Annotated in this window: 18 protein-coding genes and 1 pseudogene; 6 read left to right on the top strand and 13 right to left on the bottom strand. The window is 70.2% G+C overall.

The features are described from left to right. Positions 1-13: 13 nt before the first annotated feature. A pseudogene (locus A37U_RS53940) lies at positions 14-385 on the bottom strand (bifunctional D-altronate/D-mannonate dehydratase); the annotation flags it as partial. A 150-nt stretch (positions 386-535) separates the two neighbouring features. Beyond that, a complete protein-coding gene (locus A37U_RS0127470; RefSeq protein ID WP_026197662.1) occupies positions 536-2,347 on the bottom strand; it encodes a flavin-containing monooxygenase in 1,812 nt (603 codons plus the stop codon). A gap of 156 nt (positions 2,348-2,503) precedes the next feature. Between A37U_RS0127470 and A37U_RS0127465 the strand changes: the two genes are divergently transcribed. Then, positions 2,504-3,688 (top strand): GAF domain-containing protein, encoded by a 1,185-nt coding sequence (locus tag A37U_RS0127465; RefSeq protein WP_026197661.1) that lies wholly within the window; start codon positions 2,504-2,506, stop codon positions 3,686-3,688. A gap of 6 nt (positions 3,689-3,694) precedes the next feature. Here A37U_RS0127465 and A37U_RS0127460 read toward each other — a convergent pair whose 3' ends face one another. Further along, positions 3,695-4,249: a TetR/AcrR family transcriptional regulator C-terminal domain-containing protein gene (locus A37U_RS0127460; RefSeq protein WP_020499887.1), complete on the bottom strand. Its 555-nt coding sequence runs from the start codon at positions 4,247-4,249 to the stop codon at positions 3,695-3,697. A 102-nt stretch (positions 4,250-4,351) separates the two neighbouring features. On the opposite strand from A37U_RS0127460, the gene bioB reads away from it, so the two are divergent. From bioB to A37U_RS0127440, 4 genes are read left to right on the top strand one after another with little or no spacing between them, the layout of a single operon-like run. Then, positions 4,352-5,425, top strand: a complete 1,074-nt coding sequence (gene bioB, locus A37U_RS0127455) for a biotin synthase BioB (protein WP_020499886.1) — start codon at positions 4,352-4,354, stop codon at positions 5,423-5,425. Then, the gene (locus A37U_RS0127450) at positions 5,422-6,681 is read left to right on the top strand and encodes an adenosylmethionine--8-amino-7-oxononanoate transaminase (protein ID WP_020499885.1); all 1,260 of its coding nucleotides are present in this window, start codon (positions 5,422-5,424) and stop codon (positions 6,679-6,681) included. The genes bioB and A37U_RS0127450 overlap by 4 nt, the downstream gene beginning before the upstream one ends. Beyond that, the gene (locus A37U_RS0127445) at positions 6,678-7,841 is read left to right on the top strand and encodes an 8-amino-7-oxononanoate synthase (RefSeq protein WP_020499884.1); all 1,164 of its coding nucleotides are present in this window, start codon (positions 6,678-6,680) and stop codon (positions 7,839-7,841) included. Before A37U_RS0127450 ends, A37U_RS0127445 begins: the two co-directional genes overlap by 4 nt. A 37-nt stretch (positions 7,842-7,878) precedes the next feature. Beyond that, entirely contained in the window at positions 7,879-8,454 is a 576-nt protein-coding gene (locus A37U_RS0127440; RefSeq protein ID WP_020499883.1) for a hypothetical protein, read from the top strand. Between the two features lie 257 nt (positions 8,455-8,711). Here A37U_RS0127440 and A37U_RS0127435 read toward each other — a convergent pair whose 3' ends face one another. Beyond that, entirely contained in the window at positions 8,712-9,404 is a 693-nt protein-coding gene (locus A37U_RS0127435) for a type 1 glutamine amidotransferase domain-containing protein (protein ID WP_026197659.1), read from the bottom strand. Between the two features lie 214 nt (positions 9,405-9,618). On the opposite strand from A37U_RS0127435, the gene A37U_RS0127430 reads away from it, so the two are divergent. Next, the gene (locus A37U_RS0127430) at positions 9,619-10,503 is read left to right on the top strand and encodes a helix-turn-helix transcriptional regulator (protein ID WP_020499881.1); all 885 of its coding nucleotides are present in this window, start codon (positions 9,619-9,621) and stop codon (positions 10,501-10,503) included. Here A37U_RS0127430 and A37U_RS0127425 read toward each other — a convergent pair. From A37U_RS0127425 to A37U_RS0127385, 9 genes are all read right to left on the bottom strand, one after another. Further along, complete coding sequence (locus A37U_RS0127425; protein ID WP_020499880.1) at positions 10,477-12,021, bottom strand: PucR family transcriptional regulator; 1,545 nt, start codon at positions 12,019-12,021, stop codon at positions 10,477-10,479. The genes A37U_RS0127430 and A37U_RS0127425 overlap by 27 nt on opposite strands. 112 nt (positions 12,022-12,133) lie before the next feature. Beyond that, a complete protein-coding gene (locus tag A37U_RS0127420; RefSeq protein WP_020499879.1) occupies positions 12,134-13,723 on the bottom strand; it encodes a helix-turn-helix domain-containing protein in 1,590 nt (529 codons plus the stop codon). After that, a complete protein-coding gene (locus tag A37U_RS0127415) occupies positions 13,720-15,033 on the bottom strand; it encodes a hydantoinase/oxoprolinase N-terminal domain-containing protein (protein ID WP_020499878.1) in 1,314 nt (437 codons plus the stop codon). The genes A37U_RS0127420 and A37U_RS0127415 overlap by 4 nt, the downstream gene beginning before the upstream one ends. Beyond that, positions 15,030-16,145, bottom strand: a complete 1,116-nt coding sequence (locus A37U_RS0127410; protein WP_020499877.1) for a DUF917 domain-containing protein — start codon at positions 16,143-16,145, stop codon at positions 15,030-15,032. The genes A37U_RS0127415 and A37U_RS0127410 overlap by 4 nt, the downstream gene beginning before the upstream one ends. 9 nt (positions 16,146-16,154) lie before the next feature. Next, positions 16,155-17,315 carry a M20 family metallopeptidase gene (locus A37U_RS0127405; RefSeq protein ID WP_020499876.1) on the bottom strand — a complete coding sequence of 387 codons (1,161 nt, stop codon included), beginning with the start codon at positions 17,313-17,315 and terminating at the stop codon, positions 16,155-16,157. Next, positions 17,312-18,250: a DUF1028 domain-containing protein gene (locus A37U_RS0127400; protein ID WP_020499875.1), complete on the bottom strand. Its 939-nt coding sequence runs from the start codon at positions 18,248-18,250 to the stop codon at positions 17,312-17,314. Before A37U_RS0127400 ends, A37U_RS0127405 begins: the two co-directional genes overlap by 4 nt. After that, positions 18,247-19,062: an alpha/beta fold hydrolase gene (locus A37U_RS0127395; RefSeq protein WP_205623028.1), complete on the bottom strand. Its 816-nt coding sequence runs from the start codon at positions 19,060-19,062 to the stop codon at positions 18,247-18,249. The genes A37U_RS0127400 and A37U_RS0127395 overlap by 4 nt, the downstream gene beginning before the upstream one ends. 2 nt (positions 19,063-19,064) lie before the next feature. Then, entirely contained in the window at positions 19,065-19,502 is a 438-nt protein-coding gene (locus tag A37U_RS0127390) for a nuclear transport factor 2 family protein (protein WP_020499873.1), read from the bottom strand. 30 nt (positions 19,503-19,532) lie between these two features. After that, a complete protein-coding gene (locus tag A37U_RS0127385; RefSeq protein WP_020499872.1) occupies positions 19,533-20,540 on the bottom strand; it encodes an LLM class flavin-dependent oxidoreductase in 1,008 nt (335 codons plus the stop codon). Positions 20,541-20,652: the final 112 nt, after the last annotated feature.

Here is a 20,652-nt window from a genome sequence, read left to right as displayed (position 1 = left end):
TCGAGCAGATCCTCGACGCGTGCCCGTACACGAGCACTGCCTCCCGGCTCGGGCCACCCAGCAGCTGGTGCACGGGAGCCCCGAGCTCCTTTCCCGTGATGTCCCGCAACGCCATGTCGACCGCGGAAAGGGCCGACATGGTCACCGGTCCCCGCCGCCAGTAGGCACCGTGATACAGGTACTGCCAGGTGTCCTCGATCGCTGCGGCGTCCCGGCCGATCAGCAGCGGCACGATGTGCCCGGTCAGATAACCGGTCACCGCGAGTTCCCGGCCGTTGAGCGTCGCATCACCGATGCCGCTCACGCCGTCGTCCGTGGTGATCTTCGACGTCACGAAATTCCGCCCGGGAGAACAGACGATGACTTCGGCTTCGGTGATCCTCATCGGCTGACCACATTCGGCTCGTGCGGGATGGACTGCGGGGACGTGGCACCGGCCGGATCCCCGACGACGAGGTTGTCCTCATTGCGCACGCCACCGCTTGCCGGAAATGTACACACCGGGCTCGATCGCAGCCATTCCTGAGGCGCGTGTTCAGGACAGGTGGTGTACCTCCTGCAGCCCGTAGACCGGAGTGGGAATCCCTTCGTAGCGCGCTTTCAACTGGAGGGCGAGGTACAGCGAGTAGTGCCGGGACTGGTGCAGGTTTCCGCCGTGGAACCATAATCCCGGTTGCTGGGTGGGTTTCCACATGTTGCGCTGTTCGCCTTCCCATGGCCCGGGGTCTTTGGTGGTCTCGGATCCCAGGCCCCAGCATTTGCCGACGCGGTCGGCCATGGCCTGGCCGCACAGATCGGCGACCCAGCCGTTCATGGAGCCGTATCCGGTGGCGTACACGACGAGGTCGGCAGGCAGTTCGGTGCCGTCGCCGAGGATGACGGAGTCGCGGGTGAGGTGGTCGACCTGGCCGTGGGCGAGTCGGATCTCGCCGTTCGCGACGAGGTCGGCGGCACCGACGTCGATGTAGTAGCCGGAGCCGCGCCGCAGGTATTTCAGGAACAGTCCGGATCCATCGTCGCCCCAGTCGTGCTGGAATCCGGCTTTGGCGAGCCGCTCGTAGAATTCGGCGTCGTGTTCCCGGATTTTCTGGTAGATCGGTATCTGGAATTCGGGCATGATCCGATAGGGGAGAGAGGCGAAGGCCATATCGGCTTTCTCGGTCGTCATTCCGGACCGCACGGCGCGTTCGGAGTACAGATCACCGAGGCCGAACTCCATCAGTGAATCGGATTTGACGATGTGCGTCGAGGATCGCTGCACCATGGTGACCTCGGCGTCGTGCTCCCACAGTGCGGCGCAGATGTCGTGTGCCGAGTTGTTGGAACCGATCACCACGGCCTTTTTGCCCCGGTACGCGTCCGGTCCCGGATGCCGGGAGGAGTGGTGCTGCTCGCCCGCGAATTCGTCCATCCCGGGGAACGAGGGCAGGTTGGGTTTGCCGGACATTCCGGTGGCGAACACGAGGTGGCGCGGCCGGAGCAGGATCTCCTCGCCGTCGCGGCGCACGGTGACCGACCAGTACCCGGTCTCTTCGTCGTAGGCGGCGGAGGTGACCTCGGAACTGGTCCAGTACGGCACTTCCATCACGCGCGTGTACATCTCCAGCCAGTCCGCGATCTTGTCCTTCGGCGCGAAAACCGGCCAGTTCTCCGGAAACGGCAGGTAGGGCAGGTGGTCGTACCAGACCGGATCGTGCAGGCACAGGCTCTTGTACCGGTTGCGCCAGGAATCACCGGCGCGCGCGTTGCGCTCCACCACCAGCGCGGGTACGCCGAGCTGCCGAAGCCGGGCGCCGAGCGCGATTCCGCCCTGCCCGCCACCGATCACGACGACGAACGGCTGGTCCCGGCGACCGAGCCGGTCCTGTTCCAGTTCCAGTTCCTCGGCCCAGGACAGGCGCCCGGCGACCGCGCCGTGCCGCGCGCCTTTGGGCCGCAGCTCGGCCCGCGGTTCCGGGAAGTCCTTGAGCTCGCGCAGGCTGGTCAGCAGTGTCCAGGCACCTTCCGCTTTCAGGCGCAGATGCCCTTTCCCCCGGCCGGTCGCGGTCTCGAACTCGATCCAAGCCTCGAGCACCCCATCGGCCTCGGTCGGCGGTTCACTGGTGCGGAAGCCGGACGGATCGATGCTGTCGAGGCAGGCCGCGAGCAGCCCGGAGGCCCCGTCGCGTCCTTCGACGGTCTTGAGGTTCCAGGTGAAGGCCACCAGATCCCGCCAGAAGCTGTCCACGGCGAACAGCGCGGCCGCGGCATCGATATCGCGCGCCGCCAGTGCCGCCTCGAACCGGCCGAGCCAGTCGTCGACACGCGACTGCGCGGAAGGCGCCACCTTGTCCTGCATTTGCGTCATCGGAGCTCCTACGAACGGTGTCGGTGCTATAGCGCCGATCACACTCCGCTCGGCAGGCGCGGACAAGGGTTGCAGCGAGTTGCACGCGAATTGCCCATGGCGGGGGCACCCGGGCTCACCTATGCTGGGACCGCTGCCGCGATGGTGCGGGAGGTGATGCACGTGCGCAGTGCGATCCCTCCGGGACGGAACCTGCCGAGTCACGCGCGCGAACTCGTCCGGATGCACGAGGCCGTGCTCGGCGGCGGTCGCCCGCCCGTACGCCCGCGCGAGATCGTCTCCCAGTCCTGGTCCCGGATGCTGCGGCTCGGTCTCACCGCGGACCGCATCAATGCCCGTGATTCCGTTGCCGAACAAGAACTCGCGCAGCGGCGACAGGGTTCCCCGCTGCACGAGGTGGTGGACGGGCTCGGCCAGAGCATCGGCGCCACCTCGGACGCGGCCCACATGCTGCTCGTGGTGACCGATGCCGAGGGCATCATCCTCTGGCGCGCGGGCACCACGGCGGTCCGCCGCCGCGCGGATGCTCTCGGGTTCATCGAGGGCACGGACTGGACCGAGGCGAAGGTGGGCACGAACGCGATCGGCACCGCCCTTGCCGAGGCGGCCCCGGTCGAGCTCCTCGCCGGGGAACACTTCGAACAGGGCCAGCACCCGTGGTATTGCTCCGCCTCCCCGGTGCACGATCCGCGCACCGGGGAGCTGCTCGGCATCGTGGACGTCAGCGGTCCGGCGCTGACCCTGCATCCGGCGATCGGGGCACTGGTCGAGACCGGGTGCCGGCTCGCCGAAGCCCAGCTCTGGCGTTCGCACCAGCAGCGGCTGGACCGGCTGCGGCAGGCCGCCGAGCCGATGCTGGCCGGTTCTCCGGGACCCGCCGTCGTCGCCGACGAGCACGGCTGGGTCGCGCACAGCTCGGGGATCGCGCCCCAGGATCGGGTGGCCGCACCCCGGCAGGGCCATGCCCTCGCCGTTCCCGGGCTTGGTGCCTGCCTGCCGGAGCGGTTGGCCGATGGCTGGCTGATCCGCCCGGTCGGCCCCGGCCGGAACCTGTTCCTGGATCTCGAACTTTCGGCGACACCACTACTGCGGGTGCGTGCCGAGGATTCCGGATGGCGGCGGACGATCACCCGGCGTCACGCCGAGACCCTGGTCGCCCTGCACCGGGCGGGACGGGACGGGCTGTCCGCCGAAGCGCTGAGCCGGGCGCTGTTCGGCGACGCCGATCATGTGGTGACGGTGCGTGCCGAGGTGTCCCGGCTGCGCAAGCTGCTGGGCACCATCGTGGACACCCGCCCGTACCGGATCGCCGAAGGAGTCCGGCTCACCGTGTACCAGTGAACCCGTTCACCGGTGGACGGTGGCGCGCAGTCCCGCCACGATCAGCCCGAGCTCGTGCTCGAAATCGTCCGCCCCCTGTGGTTCCCGTTCGATCGCCCCGGCACTGGCCGCCTGCAGCGCCACCTGTTCCTCCGCGGTGTGCCCGAACACCACGTGCAGCAACGCCCGGGTACCGATCTCGACCTGACCGGCAGGCAGGCCGCTTTCCCGCAGCACCTCGCGCAGCCTGCTCGCCGGTTCCACCGCACCGAGACCGAAGGTGTAGGCCGTGACCACCACTTCGGCCCCGTCCCGATAGGCCAGCATCGCATCCCGGAGCTCGGCGCAGATCTCGACCACCCGCCGGTCCCATTCGCCGGCCCGCTGGGTGCGCCTGCCGCGGGCCACGATCTCGTCGGCGATCGCGGCGAGCAGCGTCTGTTTGTTCGGCACGTGGTGGTACAGCGCGCTCGGTTGCACCCCCAGTTCGGTGGCCAGCCTCCGCATCGTGAGCGATTCCAGCCCGTACTCGTCGAGCACCTCGATCGCTTTGCGCACGACATCCTCCCGGTGGTAGCGCACCCTGGCTCCTCCTGTTGACCGATGGAACCGTCCAGTTTAACCTGAACGCTGTTCACCTGAACAACGTTCAGGTTGCAAGGCCGACTCGACACAGGAGAAGCAATGCGTTCCACGTTCGAGCAGCTCGCCGACACCATTCTCGACGGGACTCCCACCACGCCGGACGAGGCCCTCGCAATCTTGCGCACCGAGGACGCCGAGCTGCTGCCCCTCGTCGCCGCCGCGAGCCGATTGCGCCGGGCGCACTTCGGCAACACGGTGAAGGTCAACTACCTGGTGAACCTGAAATCGGGGCTGTGTCCGGAGAACTGCAACTACTGCTCCCAGGCGCTCGGTTCCCAGGCACCCATCCTCAAGTACTCCTGGCTCTCCGAGGAGGAAACCCTCGCCCAGGCCGGAGCGGGCCTCGCCGGTGGCGCCAGCCGGGTGTGCCTCGTCGCCTCCGGGCGCGGTCCCTCCAACCGGGACATCGGCCGGGTCTCCGAGATGGTGGAAGCGCTCAAACGGGAGAACCCGGATGTCGAGGTGTGCGCCTGCCTTGGGCTGCTCTCCGAGAATCAGGCCGAGCGGCTCAAGGATGCCGGGGTGGACGCCTACAACCACAACATCAACACCGCCGAGAGCAACCACGAGAACATCGTCCAGACCCACACCTACGCGGACCGGGTGGACACCGTGGAGAAAGCCAAACACGGCGGCCTCTCCCCGTGTTCGGGATTCATCGCCGGACTCGGCGAGACCGATGAGCAACTGGTCGAGGCACTGTTCGCGCTCAAGGCACTGGACTCCGACTCGATCCCGGTGAACTTCCTGATCCCGTTCGACGGAACCCCGCTCCAGCACACCAGGGAGCTCTCCCCGGCGCGGTGCATGAAGATCCTGGTGCTGGCGCGTTTCGTGTGCCCGGACAAGGAGGTTCGCATCGCGGGCGGCCGGGAACTGCACCTGCGTTCGCTGCAACCGCTCGCACTGCACGTGGCGAACTCGATCTTCCTCGGGGACTACCTCACCTCGGAGGGCCAGGCCGCCGAGGCAGATCTGGAAATGATCCGGGACAACGGTTTCGTCGTCCTCGGTTCCCCGGAGGAGCGCGAACAGCAGGCCGTTTCCCCGGCGGTACCCGACCCCTCGATCCGGCGGCGCGGCGCGGGCACCGACGTCCTCCCGAACGCATGACACCCGAGCAACTGCTCGCCTTCGACCGCGAGCACGTGTGGCATCCCTACGCCTCGATGACCGATCCGGCACCGGCCCGGCTGGTCACCGCGACCTCGGGCAGCCGGATCAGCATCGAGGGCCACGGTCCCGTCGTCGACGGCATGGCCTCCTGGTGGTCGGCGATTCACGGGTACCGGCACCCCGTGCTGGACGAAGCGGCCCATCGCCAGCTCGACCGGATGTCGCATGTGATGTTCGGCGGCCTCACCCATGAACCGGCCGTCGAACTGGCCCGGCGCCTCGTCGAGCTCACCCCGGCCGGGCTGGAGCACGTGTTCCTCGCCGACTCCGGATCGGTGAGCATCGAGGTCGCGATGAAGATGGCGCTGCAGTACCAGCGCGGCACCGGCCGTCCCGGGCGCACCGGATTCCTGACCGTGCGCGGCGGTTATCACGGCGACACCGTCAACCCGATGAGCGTGTGCGACCCCGATGGCGGAATGCACACGATGTGGTCCGGGCTCCTTCCCCAACAGGTTTTCGGTGACCGCCCGCCCGCACTCGGCGAGGACATCACCGGGTGGGCGGAGGATTTTCGCGCGCTCGCCGCCGAACACGCGGACCGGCTGGCCGGGCTGATCGTGGAACCACTGCTGCAGGGCGCGGGCGGAATGCGCCCCTACCCCGCGAAGTGCCTCACGGTGTTCCGCGAGGTCGCCGACGAACACGGGCTGGTGCTGGTGTTCGACGAGATCGCCACCGGTTTCGGCCGCACCGGCACTCTGTTCGCCACCGAGGAAGGCGGGGTGTTCCCGGATGTGCTCTGCCTCGGCAAAGCGCTCACCGGTGGCTACCTTTCGCTGGCCGCGACCCTGTGCACGAGCGAGGTCGCCCGTGGGCTTTCCGCGAGCGAGTCCGGCGTGCTGATGCACGGGCCCACTTTCATGGGCAATCCGCTGGCGTGCGCGATCGCCTCCGCGAGCCTGGATCTGCTCGCCACCGGGGACTGGCTGGCCGATGTGCGCCGGATCAACGCGGGTTTGCAGACACTGCACGAGATTCCGGCGGTGGATGTCCGCGTGCTGGGCTCGGTCGGCGTGGTGCAACTGGACCACGAGGTCGATGTCGCCGCGGCCACCGAGGCGGCACTGTCCGAGGGAGTGTGGCTGCGCCCGTTCCGGGACCTGATCTACACGATGCCGCCGTATGTGTGCACCGATGCGGACATCGCCGCACTCTGTGCCGGGATCGTGGCCGCCGCGGAGGCAGGATGAGCGCCTGGGCGGATTGGTTCGCCGAGCAACGCAGCGCACGGGAAGCCGCGGGCCTGCAACGTATTCTGCGGCCGCGCGAGCTCGGGGAGGAGCTCCTGGACCTCGCGGGCAACGACTACCTCGGCATGAACGGTCATCCCGAAGTACGCCGCGGCGCGGCCGAGGCGGCACTGGACTGGGGTGCGGGCGCGGGCGCCTCCCGGCTGGTCACCGGAACCACCGCGGGGCACACCGAACTGGAGCGCGAACTCGCCGGATTCACCGGGCACGAGGCGGCGCTGGTCTGTTCGACGGGATACCACGCCAATCTCTCCGCGGTGACCGCACTGGCGGACCGGGACACGGTGATCATCTCGGACGCGCACATCCATGCCTCGCTGATCGACGCCGCACGGCTTTCCCGGGCGCGGATCGAAGTGGTGGCCCACAACGACCTCGACGCCGTCCGGGCAGCGCTCGCCGAGGCCGGGGACCGCCGCACGCTCGTGCTGACCGAATCGGTGTTCTCCGTCCTCGGGGACACCGCGCCGCTGACCGAACTCGCGGCCGCCTGCGCCGAAGCGGGTGCGCTGCTGCTCGTCGACGAGGCGCACGGGCTCGGCGTGCTCGGCGACGGCGGCCGGGGACTCGTGCACCGCGCGGGACTGGCCGGGCATCCGCACGTGATCATGACCGCGACACTGTCCAAGTCGCTCGGCGCCATGGGCGGATCGGTACTGGGGCCCGGCGCCCTGATCGACCACCTGATCAACCGGGCGCGCCCGTTCATCTTCGACACCGGCCTCGCCCCGGCCCCGGTGGCCGGAGCGTTGACCGCCCTGCGCATCCTGCGCCATAGTCCGGATCTGCCCGCGCGGATTCACGAACGGAGCGCCGAACTGGCCGATCTGCTCGCGGTACCGCGGCCCGCGGGCGCCGTGGTCTCGGTGCCGATGCGGTCCCCCCAGGCCGCCCTCACCGCCCAGTCCCATGCCCGCGCCGCGGGGCTCCGGGTCGGCTGCTTCCGCCCGCCCTCGGTACCGGACGGGATCTCCCGGCTGCGGATCACCGTCAGCATGGGGCTCGACGACGCACAGTGGGCCGCGGCGGTCCGCACGCTGACCGAGATCATCGACGGTCACCGCGACCGAACGGGCACGCTACCGGTATTTTCGCCCTGATCGCCCACACTTCCCCCGAATCGGGCACACTCTTGCCATGCTCGCAGTGATCCTGTGGCGGCTACTCATCGTGGCCTGCGCACTCACCGGATTCATCGCCGCGGTCCAGCTTTCCGGGTTCGCGAACGCGATTCCGGGGCTGAGCCAGCAGGCCAGCCTGCTCACCGCGCTGGTCTATCTCGGCCTGGCCGCCTATCCGCTGTGCACCGGTGGCCGCGAACCACGCAACCCGTGGCCGCGCGGTGCCACGACGGTCCTCCTGCTGCTCGTGGCCGCGGTCTACGCCGGGCTGATGGGCGGCGACTACGACCAGCTCTGGTCCGTGTTCGAACACATCGTCACCCCGCTCGTGGTGCTGCTCGACTGGATCCTGGTCGGGCGCAACCAGGGCAACTGCGCCTGGTGGCAGCCGCTGAGCTGGGTCGTGTTCCCGCTCGCCTACCTGGTGTACTTCCTCATCGCCGATCCCGGGCTCTACGGCAGCTTCCTCGACCCCGACAGCAGCGCCTTTCCCACCACCGTGGGCGGGTTCCTGCTCGCCGTACTCGTCGTCGGTTACCTGCTCTATGTCACCGCCAGAGTCCGCACCGTCTTCGTGCGCTCCTACCGCTGAATAACCACGCGGCCGACAAACCATGGCGCGGGCCGGATTCGTCAACTCCGGCCGGGTCGGCCGGGGCGGTCTCGAGTGCGGATCCGCTCGGTGCCGGTCGCCAGCTGCCGCCGATGAGCACGCCATGCTGCACACTTGCGAGGATGTCGGCGACCGAGGGGGACATGGCCACAGCGTTCACGCTCCTTCCTGGATTGATCACAGTCTGGATTGATCACGGTGCTGGATAGGAGTCCCGCGGAAACAGCCGAGACCGATCAGGTCAGGGCAGCCACCATCGCCTCGGCCATCGGAGCGCTCGACGCGGGGTTCTGCCCGGTGAACAGGTTCCGGTCCCGGACGGTGAACGCCTCGTAGGCCGGGCCACTGGAGTGCTTCGCGCCCAGCTCACGCAGCCTGCCGGCGAGCAGCCACGGCGCACCCTCGGCGGTACCGAACAGCTGCTCCTCCTCATCGGTGAACGCCGCCAGTTCCCGCCCGGCGAACAGCCATTTCCCTTCCTCGTCCACCGCGGACAACAGGCCCGCGGGTCCGTGGCAGACCGCGCCGATGAGCTTTCCGCCTGCCTCGGCCGCGGCGAGCAGGCGGCCGAGATGCGCGTCCTGGTAGAGGTCCACCACCGGGCCGTGTCCGCCCGGAAGCACCACCGCCACATAGTCGGCGATGTCGATCTCCTCGAGCTCGAGCAACGGCCCGAAGCTCCGCAGTGCTTCCGCGGCGTGCTCGACGTGGCTCGCGCAGTCCGGCCCGGCGAGTTCCGGATCGGCACTGTGCGCATCCAGTGGCTGCAACACTCCGCCCGGGGAGGCGAAATCGACGGTGAACCCGGCTTCGGCGAACTCCTTGTGCGGTGCGGCGAGTTCCTCGGCCCAGTAGCCGGTCGGGTACGAGGAACCATCGGTGCGCTCCCAGGTGCTGGCAGCGGACATGACGATCAAGACTTTGCTCACGAATTCGATCCTTTGCTGACGATTCACCGGTCGCGCCTACCGGCGCCGGTATGCCTCGAGCCTGCCGTCGAACAGAGGGTTCCGGGGGCCCATCTCGCGCCCTGTGCGGGCTCGGACCCGGCAACCCAGGACGGGGCGACCCAGGACGGGGCAACCCAGGACGGGGCGACCCAGGTCGCACAGGTCCAGCCACCGGGCGGCGAGATCGGCGACAATGGGTTCCGTGGTCACCAATCGCGAACTCGCCGACTTCCTCCGCCGGGCCCGCGCCGTTGTCGATCCGTCCCGGGCCGGACTACCACCGGACGGACGGGTGCGCCGGGTCCCGGGACTGCGCCGTGAGGAAGTCGCCCGGCTGGCGGGCGTGTCCGCGGACTACTACGCCCGGCTCGAACAGGGCAGGCCCATCACCCCCTCGCCCGCGGTCGTGGAAGCGATCGGCAGGGCCCTCGAACTCGATGCCGCGGGGCGCGCCCATCTGGACGACCTCATCGGGCCGAGCTCGGCGACCACGCGCAGGCAATCCCGTGGTGTGCAACGGGTACGCCCGGGGATCCATCAGCTGCTCGACGCCCTCGACGGGGAACCCGTGCTCGTCCTCGGCCGCCGCACCGACATCCTGGCCGCCAACCGGATGGCCAAGGCACTGTTCGCCGACTTCGACCGGATGCCCGCGGTACGGCGCAACTACGCCCGCTGGATGCTCCTCGACCAGGACGCCCGATCGCTGTTCGTGGACTGGCCGGACCAGGCGAGAGCCGCCGTCGAAAGCCTGCGGTTCGAAGTCGGCCGGGACCCGGATGACCGCGCGACCGCCGAACTCATCGCCGAGCTCCGCGAACACAGTCCCGAATTCGGCGAATGGTGGGAACAGCACCGGGTCCACCAGCGCACCCACGGCTCGAAACACCTGCACCACCCACTGGTCGGCGAACTGACCGTCGAATACGAAAGCCTCACGCCTCCCGGCGACCCGGACACGACCCTCTACATCTACACCACCGAACCCGGCTCCCCCTCCCGCAAAGCCATCAACCTGCTCGCCAGCTGGACGTCGACGCCGACGGACGGCTCACCAGCCGCCGCGCAGCACAAGTAATCGCACCTGGAGTTCGAGGGTGAATCGCTGCACGGCATCCTCCAGATCAAGGGCGCAGAGTTTTTCGATGCGCTGTAAGCGATACCGGAACGTGTTCCGGTGCACCCGCAACGCGGCGGCCGCCCTTGTCACGTCACAACCAGCGTCGAACCAGCTCAGCAGGGTGTCCAGGTATTCGGCACCGCGCCGGGACCCGCCGCGCCGCAGGATGTCGACGGGACCGCTCAACAGTCCGGGATGCTCGGCGACCAGACCGGCGAGCTCGGCGATCAGGATGTCCGGGCGGAGCTCGGCGAGTGGCGCGGTGGTCGGCGTGCGCCGCGCGGCCAGCACGGCAACGGCATGCCGTAGCGGTTCACGTTCGGCGCGGATCTCTTCGGCCGCGGTCACCGCCGCCGTCAGGCAGGCGACCACCGGAACACCGGACAACCGCGCGGCACGCCCGCGCAGTTGCTCGGCGAACGCACCGGGATCACCGGCACCGGTGAACAACACATAGGCGACGGAATCGTGGATGACGGTGATCGTTTCCGGATTCAGCATCCGGGCACAGCGCGCCAGCGGCGGTTCCCGTTCCGACGGGAAGGCGGACTCCGGGCCATACGTGCCGAGGGCGAGCAGATACCACGCCCGGCGCCGGGCAGGTAACCGCTCGGTCAGTGCCTCCAGTGACCCCTTTCCGGCCAGCAGCCCGCGCAGCAGCTCGGCCCGGACCTCGTCCTCGGCGTCGGGTCCGGCACCGGCGTCCGGGAACCAGGCGGCCGCCGCAGCAGAAACATCGCCGAGCACGCGCTCCGCGAAGCCGGGAGTGTCCGGTCCGGGAGTCAGCAGCACGTATCCGACCACGCGGTGCGCCGCCTCGATCGGTGCGACCAGCCGCTGCCCGATCCAGGCGATGCCGTGCAGTTTCCGGACGGCGGCGAGTTCGTCCCCGCAGACCCGGCGGGTGAGAACCGGTTCCTCGGTGACCTCCTCGGCCCCGCCCTCGCGGCCGAAGGCGAGCACCCGCAGCGCGGCATCGGTGAGCACCACGGCACCCGCCAAGGCGAGCGCCGCGCTGTCGGCGAGTTCGTACAACCCGCTCGCGGTGGATACCGAATCCGGGACGCCAAGCCTGTGGCGGGACACCAGCGAGTGAACCAGTGCGCCCAGTTCCTCCCAGCCGACCCCGGCATGTACCGCCAGCACCGGGATCCCGGCCGCGGTGACATCGAAATCCCCCGGCAGACAACCGTCGCGCAGCACGATCGCGGCGGCTTCGGCCCGCTCACCGGCCAGCGCCGCCTCGGCGAGCTCGGCACGCGAGGGGCGGGCCGCGGTCAGCAGGACCACCTGGTGCCGACGCAGCGGCTGAGTGGGATCCCAGATCACCGCTCCGGCCAGTGGCCGCTCCAGGCCCGCCGCCGTGGCCAGTACCGCGAACCAGCCACGCCGGGCCCCGACCAGGCGGGACAGGCGAGGCTGCCCCTCCTGGATCGGTGCCGGGGAGTGATCCCTCCGGTTGTCCACGACCGTCATGGCACACGAGGCTAGATACGGATCCGGTGCCCGTCAGTGGGCGCAGCGCCCTGTCCTCGATGCCCGGCAGGGCGCTGCGCAACCATCGAATCCGGGCAACCACCGGAACCGGTCAGGACTCGTCCCATTCCACGCCGACAGCGCGGGTGGCCAGGTGCACGGCCAGCCGGTCGTCTGGGTCCCCGAGGTCGGCGGGCAACAGCTCGGCGATCCGGTCCATCCGCTGCATGACGGTGTTGCGATGGATCCCGAGCACCTCCCCGGCGGCCTTCGCCGAGGACTGGCAGTCGAGATAGCAGCGCAGGGTGCGGACCAGTGCGCCGGACGGGTCGGCGGCATCGAGTGGGGCGAGCAGTTCGGCGGTCGCCCCGCGCAGCGCGGCCGTGCCGTACCAGCCCGCGAGCAACCGCCGGGTGCTGGCCGCGTCGATGTGTTCCACGGCCGCCGGGCGGTGCGCGGTGCGCGCGAGCAGGGCGGCCTGGCGCGCCTGTTCGGCGGAGCGGCCGATGCCCGCCGCGCCCGGATGCGCGCCGCCGATGCCCGCGCACAGCCGCAGCCCCGGGTGCTCCGCCTCGATGGCGGCCAGGGTCCGCACGATCCACCCGATCAGCGGTCCGGGATCGGCCGGGTCAGCGGCTGCCTCGCTCGTCGTCCAGAACATCCAGCCCTCGGCGCGCTCCACCGGTGTCACCGGCATCCCGTGCTCGGTGAGCCGTTCCTCGAGTTCGCTGCCGAGCGCGGAAACCCGGACGGCTGCGGGCAGCGCCGAGACCTGCACCTGCACCGCGGTGTGCCATCCGGCGAGCCGCCAGCCGAGCGCGGTCGCCCGCTCGACGCTCCGGCTGCCCAGCTCCTCCGGTTGTTCGAGGATCTCGTTCAGCAGCAGGGAACGGCGCCGGTGTTCGCGTTCCGTCCGGACCGCCTCACCGGCCACGTGCAGCGCGAAGGACAGCGCGGCGATCGCGATCGCGTTCCGGACCGGTTCGAGCAGCACCCCGGTCCCGAATCGCGGCCGGCGCACCACGATCCAGCAGACCGCGGGCCCGCTCGGATCGGCCTGCACCGGATGCAGCAGCAGGCCTTCGTCATCGGTCCCGGTCGTCGCGGCGACCGGATGCCGTTCACCGAGCCGCACCGCCGCACCGTCGAGCAGGGCGTGCACCGCCGGATCACCGGCGAGAAGGCGGGATTCCGCATCGACGAGGGCCACCGGTTCACCCACGGCCGCGGTCAGCGAGGACACCAGCGCCTGCGCGTCCGCCGGTGGACGCTGGAATCGGCGGGCCACCTCGCCGAGCACCTTCAGCCCGGCGATCTCGGGGGCACGGACATACGGATCGAACGCGGTCACGACCGCCGCAGGAGCGATGTCCGGCACGCCGATGAGCGGCAGGGCCAGCCGATCGGCGAGCCGAGTGGTGACGAACGGAATCCGCCGGTGCGGGTGCGCGGCGATGATGCCGGAGAGACCGGCGCTGCCTGCCAGCCGGACCGCGAGATCCACCGCGAGGTCGTCGAGGACGAGCTGTTCCCTGCCGAACACCGCGACGCTTCCCGGGGCGAGCTCGGGGATCTCGTGCACGTCCGAGCCGACCACGACCCGGACCGGCCGGTGCAGTCCGCTCGCCCCGCCGAGCACCTCGTGCTCCGGCAGCAGGCCGAGTTCCAGAAGCTGGCCGAGGGTGATCGGGACGGAGTTCATGGCGTCACCGGAGCCGGTTGCAGCAACGCCCCGATCGCGGTCACCTGCAGGCGCGCCGCGGGGACGGGGACGTAGGTCGTCAGGGCCGCGCGTACCGGTGTCTCGCGAAGCGTGCGCGGATCCGCACCGGCACGCACCGCGGCATCGCGCGCCAACCGCCTGGCCCGGTTCGCGCTCTCCTGCCGGTCCCCCGCGCCCTGCCAGAAGATCCGGTCGACCGAACCCGCCGCCTCGGCGGTCGCGGCACCGAGCACCGCCGCGAGTTCGCCGTCCGGTGGCCGAATGACCGGAACCCCCGCGATCTCGTCGGCGAGGTCACCGAGAACCACCACCGGAAGCTCATCGTGCCCGGCCCGCATCCGGGCGAGCGCGGCGCCGAACCGATCCGGGAAACCCGCCTGGCGCCGGGAAACCACGACCGGCCGGGGCGTGCGCACTCCGGTCCGGATACCGGCGATCTCCCGCAACCGCCCCGCTCCGGGCAGCAATCCGCCCCGGACGCGGCCCACTACGGCGGCATCGGAGCGCGCCTCGACGACGACGGCCGAAGCCGTTCCCGCCAGCCGGACCGCACCGTGCAGCGCGGCGGCCCGGGCGGCACCGATCAGCGCCGTGGCGTGACGCCGTGCCCGATGGGCGGGCAGTACCGTCCCGTCCCCACGGAGGACGAAGAGCTCCGCGTTCGGCTGCCGTGCACTGAGAACGGCGGTGAGTTCCCCGATCCGGGCATCGACCGCGGCGGTCATGGCGGCATCGAGGACGGCGGTGTTCTCCCGTTCCAGCAGCCCGAGCGCCTCGGTTTCGCCGCCACGGATCACCGGCACGCTCAGCTGCTCGGCGAGCAGGGCCGCCGCCAGCCGTTCGTGCTCCGGGTACTCCAGGCCGTGCACGCCCGCGACCGCGACGGCACCGGCGATTCCCGCGCAGCCGTGCGCGAATTCGGTCACCGCGGCCAGATCCAGTGGTGCCGAGACCCGCCCGTCGTACTCGTGCCCGCCACGCACCACCGTCACCGGTCCCGCCAGCATCGCGAGTTCGCGAGCGGGCCAGGCGGCCAGTGGCGGGATCGCGGTCGTCGCGGGGGCACCGATGCGCAGCACCGCCACGCGTGCCCCCGCCTTCAGTTCCGCGGGCTCGGGATCGGGCAGGATCGCCACGACCCGGTCGATCACCGCGGCCTCGATGTCCCGGGTGAGCAGCTGCTCGAGCATCCGCGCCGGGGTGTCGCCGTGCCGCACCGCGCGGATCCGGTCGTGCTCGTCGAGCGCCACCGCCGCGGTGGCGTCCACGCCGACGCGGAGCCCGCTCATCCCCGTTCCGCCGATCGTCCCTGCTCCGCCGATCGTCCCTGGCCCGCCGAGACGGCACCATCGAACCGGACCGCGTCGACGGGGTAGCCGAAGGCCCGCGGTCCCACCATCGTCAGGCCTTCCGGGGTATGCCAGCGGTGATCGACCGGGCCGGTGATCACCCGCACCTCCTGCCCGGTGACGAGATCGACGGTCTGCTGGAGGGCACCGGTGTCCGAGTCGGCGATGCCGATCAGGTCCGGCACCGTGGCCAGCACCGCGCCTTCCCGGCTGACGATCAGGTTCTCGTTCTGGAAATCCAGGCGCACCAGGCCTTCCGGGGTGCGCAGCGAGACGACGCCACGCGGCCAGCCCTCGCCATAGCGCTGCACGAGTTCGGCGACCGTTCCCGAGCACACCAGCCGTCCGCCACAGGCACGCAGATACGGTTCGAACCCTGCTTCCTGAGCCGGTGCCACCTCCGCGAGTGCCGCACCGATCCGGGCACAGTCGCTGATCGACCCACCCGCGTGGAACCGGGCACAGTCCCCGGCAGTCACCTGGTACGCGCTGATCAGGGCGACGAGGCCGAGGCCGGGCATGACAGCGCGGAGCAGCCCGCCGAGCACCGCGTCCGCGCCCCGGCTGAACTCCGCGACCACCCCCGCCCCGCCGACCACGGTGATCGGCGCGGCGGAATACCCGAACAGGCGCAGCAAGGTCATGTCGATCGAGGGCCAGGTGCGCCGCATCAGATCGGTATCCAGGCACGGCAGGCCGAGTTCGGCCGCCACCGCCAGCGCGACGGCCACGTTCACGCTGCCGAGCTGCACCGGAAGAACCGCCGCGCACTCCCGGCCGATCCGTGCTTCCACCACCGAACGCAGGGTTCGCGCTTCGAGCGTGCCGTGCACCTTCTCGGTCAGCGCCACCGGGGTTCCCCCGGAAACCACCGGGAGCACCGGTGTGTCCGGGGCCAGCGTCTCCGGGCTCAGCAGCCGGATCGGACCGTGCCGCCGGATCGCCGCGACCACCAGTTGCTGCCCGAGATAGGGATCACCGCCACCACCACTGCCGAAATGCAGTGCCCCGCGGACCACGTCCTCGACGCATTCCTCGGCGACCTGTTCCATCCCGGAACCCTACCCGGCACGGCCGCCATCTGCGCCGCGGAAACTCGCATACAGCCTGGCGAAGGTGCGCGCGGCCGTGGCCAGTTCGGCGATCGGCACGTACTCGTCGGCGGCGTGCGCGACACTCATCGAACCCGGCCCGTACACCACGGAGGGAATGCCGAGCCGATTGCGCAGGAACCGGGCATCGGTGCCGAGGTACAGGCCGCGTACCGGCGCGTGCTCCGCGGCCTGCCGCACCTCGGTGACGAACGGGTGCGCGGCATCGAGTTCGGAGCCCTCGGCGAAAGCGAGCACGGTCACGGCGTAGTCGAACACACCGGCGGCCTCGATCACCGCGGTCAGCGAGGCGAGCGCCTGCTGCCGGGTCTGCCCGGGCAGCACCCGGCGATCGACCCGCAGCCGGCATTCGGCGGCCACGATGTTGACCGCGGTGCCACCGGAGATCGTGCCGACGTTCGCGGTCGGCGTGCCGAGGAACGGATGCTCCCCGGCCCCGAAATCGGCCTCGTGCAACGCGGATGCGATTCGCGCGGCGTCGGCCACAGCGGAATGCCCCGCCGCGGGATCGCTGCCGTGCGCCGCGCGGCCCCGCACCAGGATCTCCACCAGCAGCGCACCCCGTTCGGCGACACTCACCCGCAGCTCGCTGGGTTCCGGGACGATGGCGGCGTCCGCGTCCGCGAGCCCGGCCGCGACCAGTGCCTCGGTCCCGGCCTGGCCACCGGTCTCCTCATCGGCCACGAAGTGGAACGCGATATCGGCAGGCGGCGACACCCCGGCATCCCGGCAGGCCCGCATCCCCTCCAGCGCCGCGGCGATCCCGCCTTTCATATCGCAGGCGCCGCGACCGTAGAGCAGCCCGTCTCGCACCTGCCCGGCGAACGGCGGCAGCGACCAGTCCCCGGCCACGACCGGAACCACGTCGGTGTGCCCGTTGACCAGCAGGGTGGGCCGGTCCCCGGACCCGAGCCGGGCGAGTACCGAAGGCCGCCCCGGTTCGGGTTCGACGATCGTCAACTCGGCACCCAGCTCACGCAGCACGGCCCGCAGTGGTTCCACCACCGGCCATTCCCCGCCGGGCGGATTCCTGGTGTCGCACCGGACCAGCTCGGCGGCGAGTTCGGTCACCCGGTCCGCGCGCACCGCGGCCGCCGCATCGGCGCTCATGGGTCCCTCCTGGCGTGTCCGGTGAGCGCGGCGAGCGCTTCCTCGTCGAGAAAACCGAGCGGGGCAAGGTTTTCGGCGAACCGCAACAGTTCCGCGCGGTTCGCGGTGACCTCCGCGAACAGCTCGGCCGCCGCGGCTGTCCGCCCGGCGCGGGCGAGCAGCACCGCGCGCCAGAAATCGGCCTCCCGGTTGTCCGGCCCGATGACCTCCGCGGCATCGGCGAGCGCACGCAGCCGTTCGTCCAGTTCACCCGGCCCGATCCCGGCGAACGGGCCGAGGGTCAGTCCACGGGCGAACATCACCGAACCGACCACGCCGAACGCCCGGGACCGCGGCAGCAACCGGGCGACCTCGGCGACCGGATCTGGGTGATCATCCACCCGCAGATCGGTGAGCACCTCGTTCCACGGTGCCGGGCCACGGTGCCCGGACACCACGCGCAGGGCCGCCGACTGCGAACCGCGCACATCGCCCCCTGCGGCCTCCGCGGCCCGGAGCCCGGCGAGGATCCGGTCCGCGAGATCGCCCTCATCGGCCTCGAAGGCACGCAGCGCGGCGGCGCACACATCCGGATCGGCGAGCATGTTCCCCTGCACCGTGACCTGAGCGCCGCGCGCCGCCGCGACGCACGGGGCGCAGGAGGTTCCCGTGTGCGTGCCGGCCGAGCCCGCGGCATCGACCACGCCCAGCTGGCGATACGCCGAATCCGGGTCACCGGCCACCAATGTGTCCACTGTGGACGATGCGGAAGCCCCGGCCCGCAACAACTCCAGTCCGCGCGCACCGTGATCGACGTTCACGAACGCCTGAGTGGCGACCGCGCCGACCCCCGCTTCGACCCAGGGCAACAGCGCGCCGACACCGAAGAAGTGGGTCTGCGCACCGACTCCGAGCTGACCGGTGGCCGGATCGCGCGCGACGATCGAATAGGTCACCGATTCACGTCCTCGGCTCGCGCGATGTTCTCCCGCAGGATTTCCGTGACCCGCTCCGGTTCCTCGAGCATCGGCAGGTGGCCGACTCCGGTCAGGGTCATCGCGGTGCCGCCGGTGACCTCGGCCAGCTCCGCGGACATCGCGGGCGGGCAGGTCGGGTCCGCGGATCCGGTCACCGCGCGTACCGGGATACCGGAACCCGAGAGATTTCCCGCGAGTGCCCGGATATCGGCTCCGAAGGCGCCGTACAGGATCTGCGCGACCACGTTTTCCGGGCGATGGCCGACGGCTTCGGCCATGACCGTGCGGATGTGCGCGGATTCCCGGTACGCCGGGCCGACGATCAAGCGTACCTGATCGGCGAAATATCCGGCCGTGCCCTTGTCTTCGAGCTCGGCCACCATCGTCGCGATCGCCTCGTCCGGAACACCGGTGCCCAGCGTGGACCCGAACGCGGTGATGCTCGCGACCCGTTGCGGGGCAAGGGCTGCCAGGGCGACCGAGATGGTGCCACCGAGGGAACCGCCGCCGAAATGGGCTCGCGCCAGCCCGAGCTGATCGAGCACGGCGCGCACATCCGGCACATATCCCTCTGCCACGGTGAACGGACCGATCAGCACCGATTCACCGTGCCCGCGCAGGTCCACGGCCAGCACCGGCCGGTCGATACCGGCCGCGACCTCGGCCCACACCACGGCGGCGGAGTTGATGGGATGCAGCAGTACGAGCGGGGTCCCCGGCCGGTCCATGCCTGCGCACAGTACCGACAGCGGTCCCGCATCGCCCGCGATACGCACCCGGTCCGGCGCCATGCTCATTCCGTCCCGTACTTGGGCATCTGCTGATCGGTCACGCTCACGTGCATGTGCCAGATCCGCCATTCCGGATTCTGCTCGCCATCGTCACGGCGAAAGAATTCGGTGGTACGGAACGGGGTCGGCACCGGATCGGCTCCCCCGGACATGACGAGATCGGCCACGCCTTCGGCGGTGAGCAGCGCGACATCCCCGAAAAGCTGAACGTCCGGACCGACGGTGTCCTTGATCCCGGCGATGGTCAGCCCGATCTTCGCGGAGTTGACCCACAACCGGTGTTTGTCCAGCACGCCGTGGTAGGTGTGGCCGTTGAGATTGAACTGGTGGTATCCGTCCCCGACCGGGAAATACGCCAGCATCTTCTCGGCGACCAGACCGATATTGGCTTCGTACCAACCGTTGTGCACATCGAGAATCTGTTCGAGGTCACTGCTCATGGGAGTTTCCTTTCGGTGCTCACTGGTGTTTCAGTGGGTGAATTCCGCGGTCAGTTCACCGGTGGCGGCCAGGGTTTCTTCGGCCCCGTCCGGGACGACGGTGGCGAGCACAACGCTGTCCGCACCGGCATCGAGGTACTCCCCGATGCGCGCCCTGGCACTGTCCTGATCGCCGACGATGCCAAACACGTCGAGCCATTCCTCGGGCATCTCCGCGGCCACCGTCTCCGCGCCGCCCCTGGCGAGCATGTCCGCGAGCTGTTCGTTGACCCCGACCGCACCGAACAGCGCGGTCGGCCCGGTCGCGGCGAGGTAGAAGGCCAGCACGGGCCGGAGCGCCGCACGGGCCGCCGCGATCCGGTCCGGGTCCCTGGTGATGTTGGCCGCCGCGAGCACGCTGATCCCGGGGCGCTGCTCGCGTCCGGCCGCCTTTGCCGCCGCGTCGAGCTTCTCCCGCGCGGCACGCACGTACTCGACCGGAGCGAGCGCGCTGACCAGCAGCCCGTCGGCGAGCCGGCCGGTCAGTTCGAGTCCCTTGTCCCCGAGCACCCCGGTGTACAGCGGTACCCGGTCCGGAACCGGATGCGTGATCGCGATCTGCCGGAAGGTGGCGAACCGGCCGTCCTCGTCCACCGTCTTCCCGGAAAGCAGCTCCCGGACCCCGGTCAGCGTCTCGCGCAGCGCACTCATCGGCGACCGCTGGGTCAACCCCATCTGCGCGGTCCAGCCGGGCACACCGTGCCCGATCCCGGGAATGAGCCTGCCCGGATAGGCACGGGCGAGGGTGCCGATCTCCATGGCCAACAGCGCCGGATGCCGGACGACCGAGGACACCACGCCGATCCCGACCGGAATCCGCGCCGTGCTGCCGAGGGCGAGCGCGGCACCGGCGACCCCACCGAGGAAGAAGTAGTCCTCCGGGATCCACAGTTCGCCGTAGCCCGCGGATTCCGCCGCATGGGCCTGCGCACCGATCTGCTCGGGCGGTGTGGTGCTGCCGAGCAGCACACCGAGTCGGCTGCGAACGGGGTGCGCCATGGGAAACTCCTGTCATACGGAGACCGGAATCGCAACGGACCGCTCGATGCTATGAACCGGCGGCCCGTATCCGCTTCGGCCACGGCGCACGAACCTCGGTCCGCGCGGGTGT

Origin of the sequence: Sciscionella marina DSM 45152 (genome assembly GCF_000379465.1) — a bacterium.
Taxonomy (GTDB): Bacteria; Actinomycetota; Actinomycetes; order Mycobacteriales; family Pseudonocardiaceae; genus Sciscionella; species Sciscionella marina.
The sequence above is the reverse complement of the archived record's forward strand: the minus strand, read 5'-3'. Positions and strand labels throughout refer to the sequence as shown.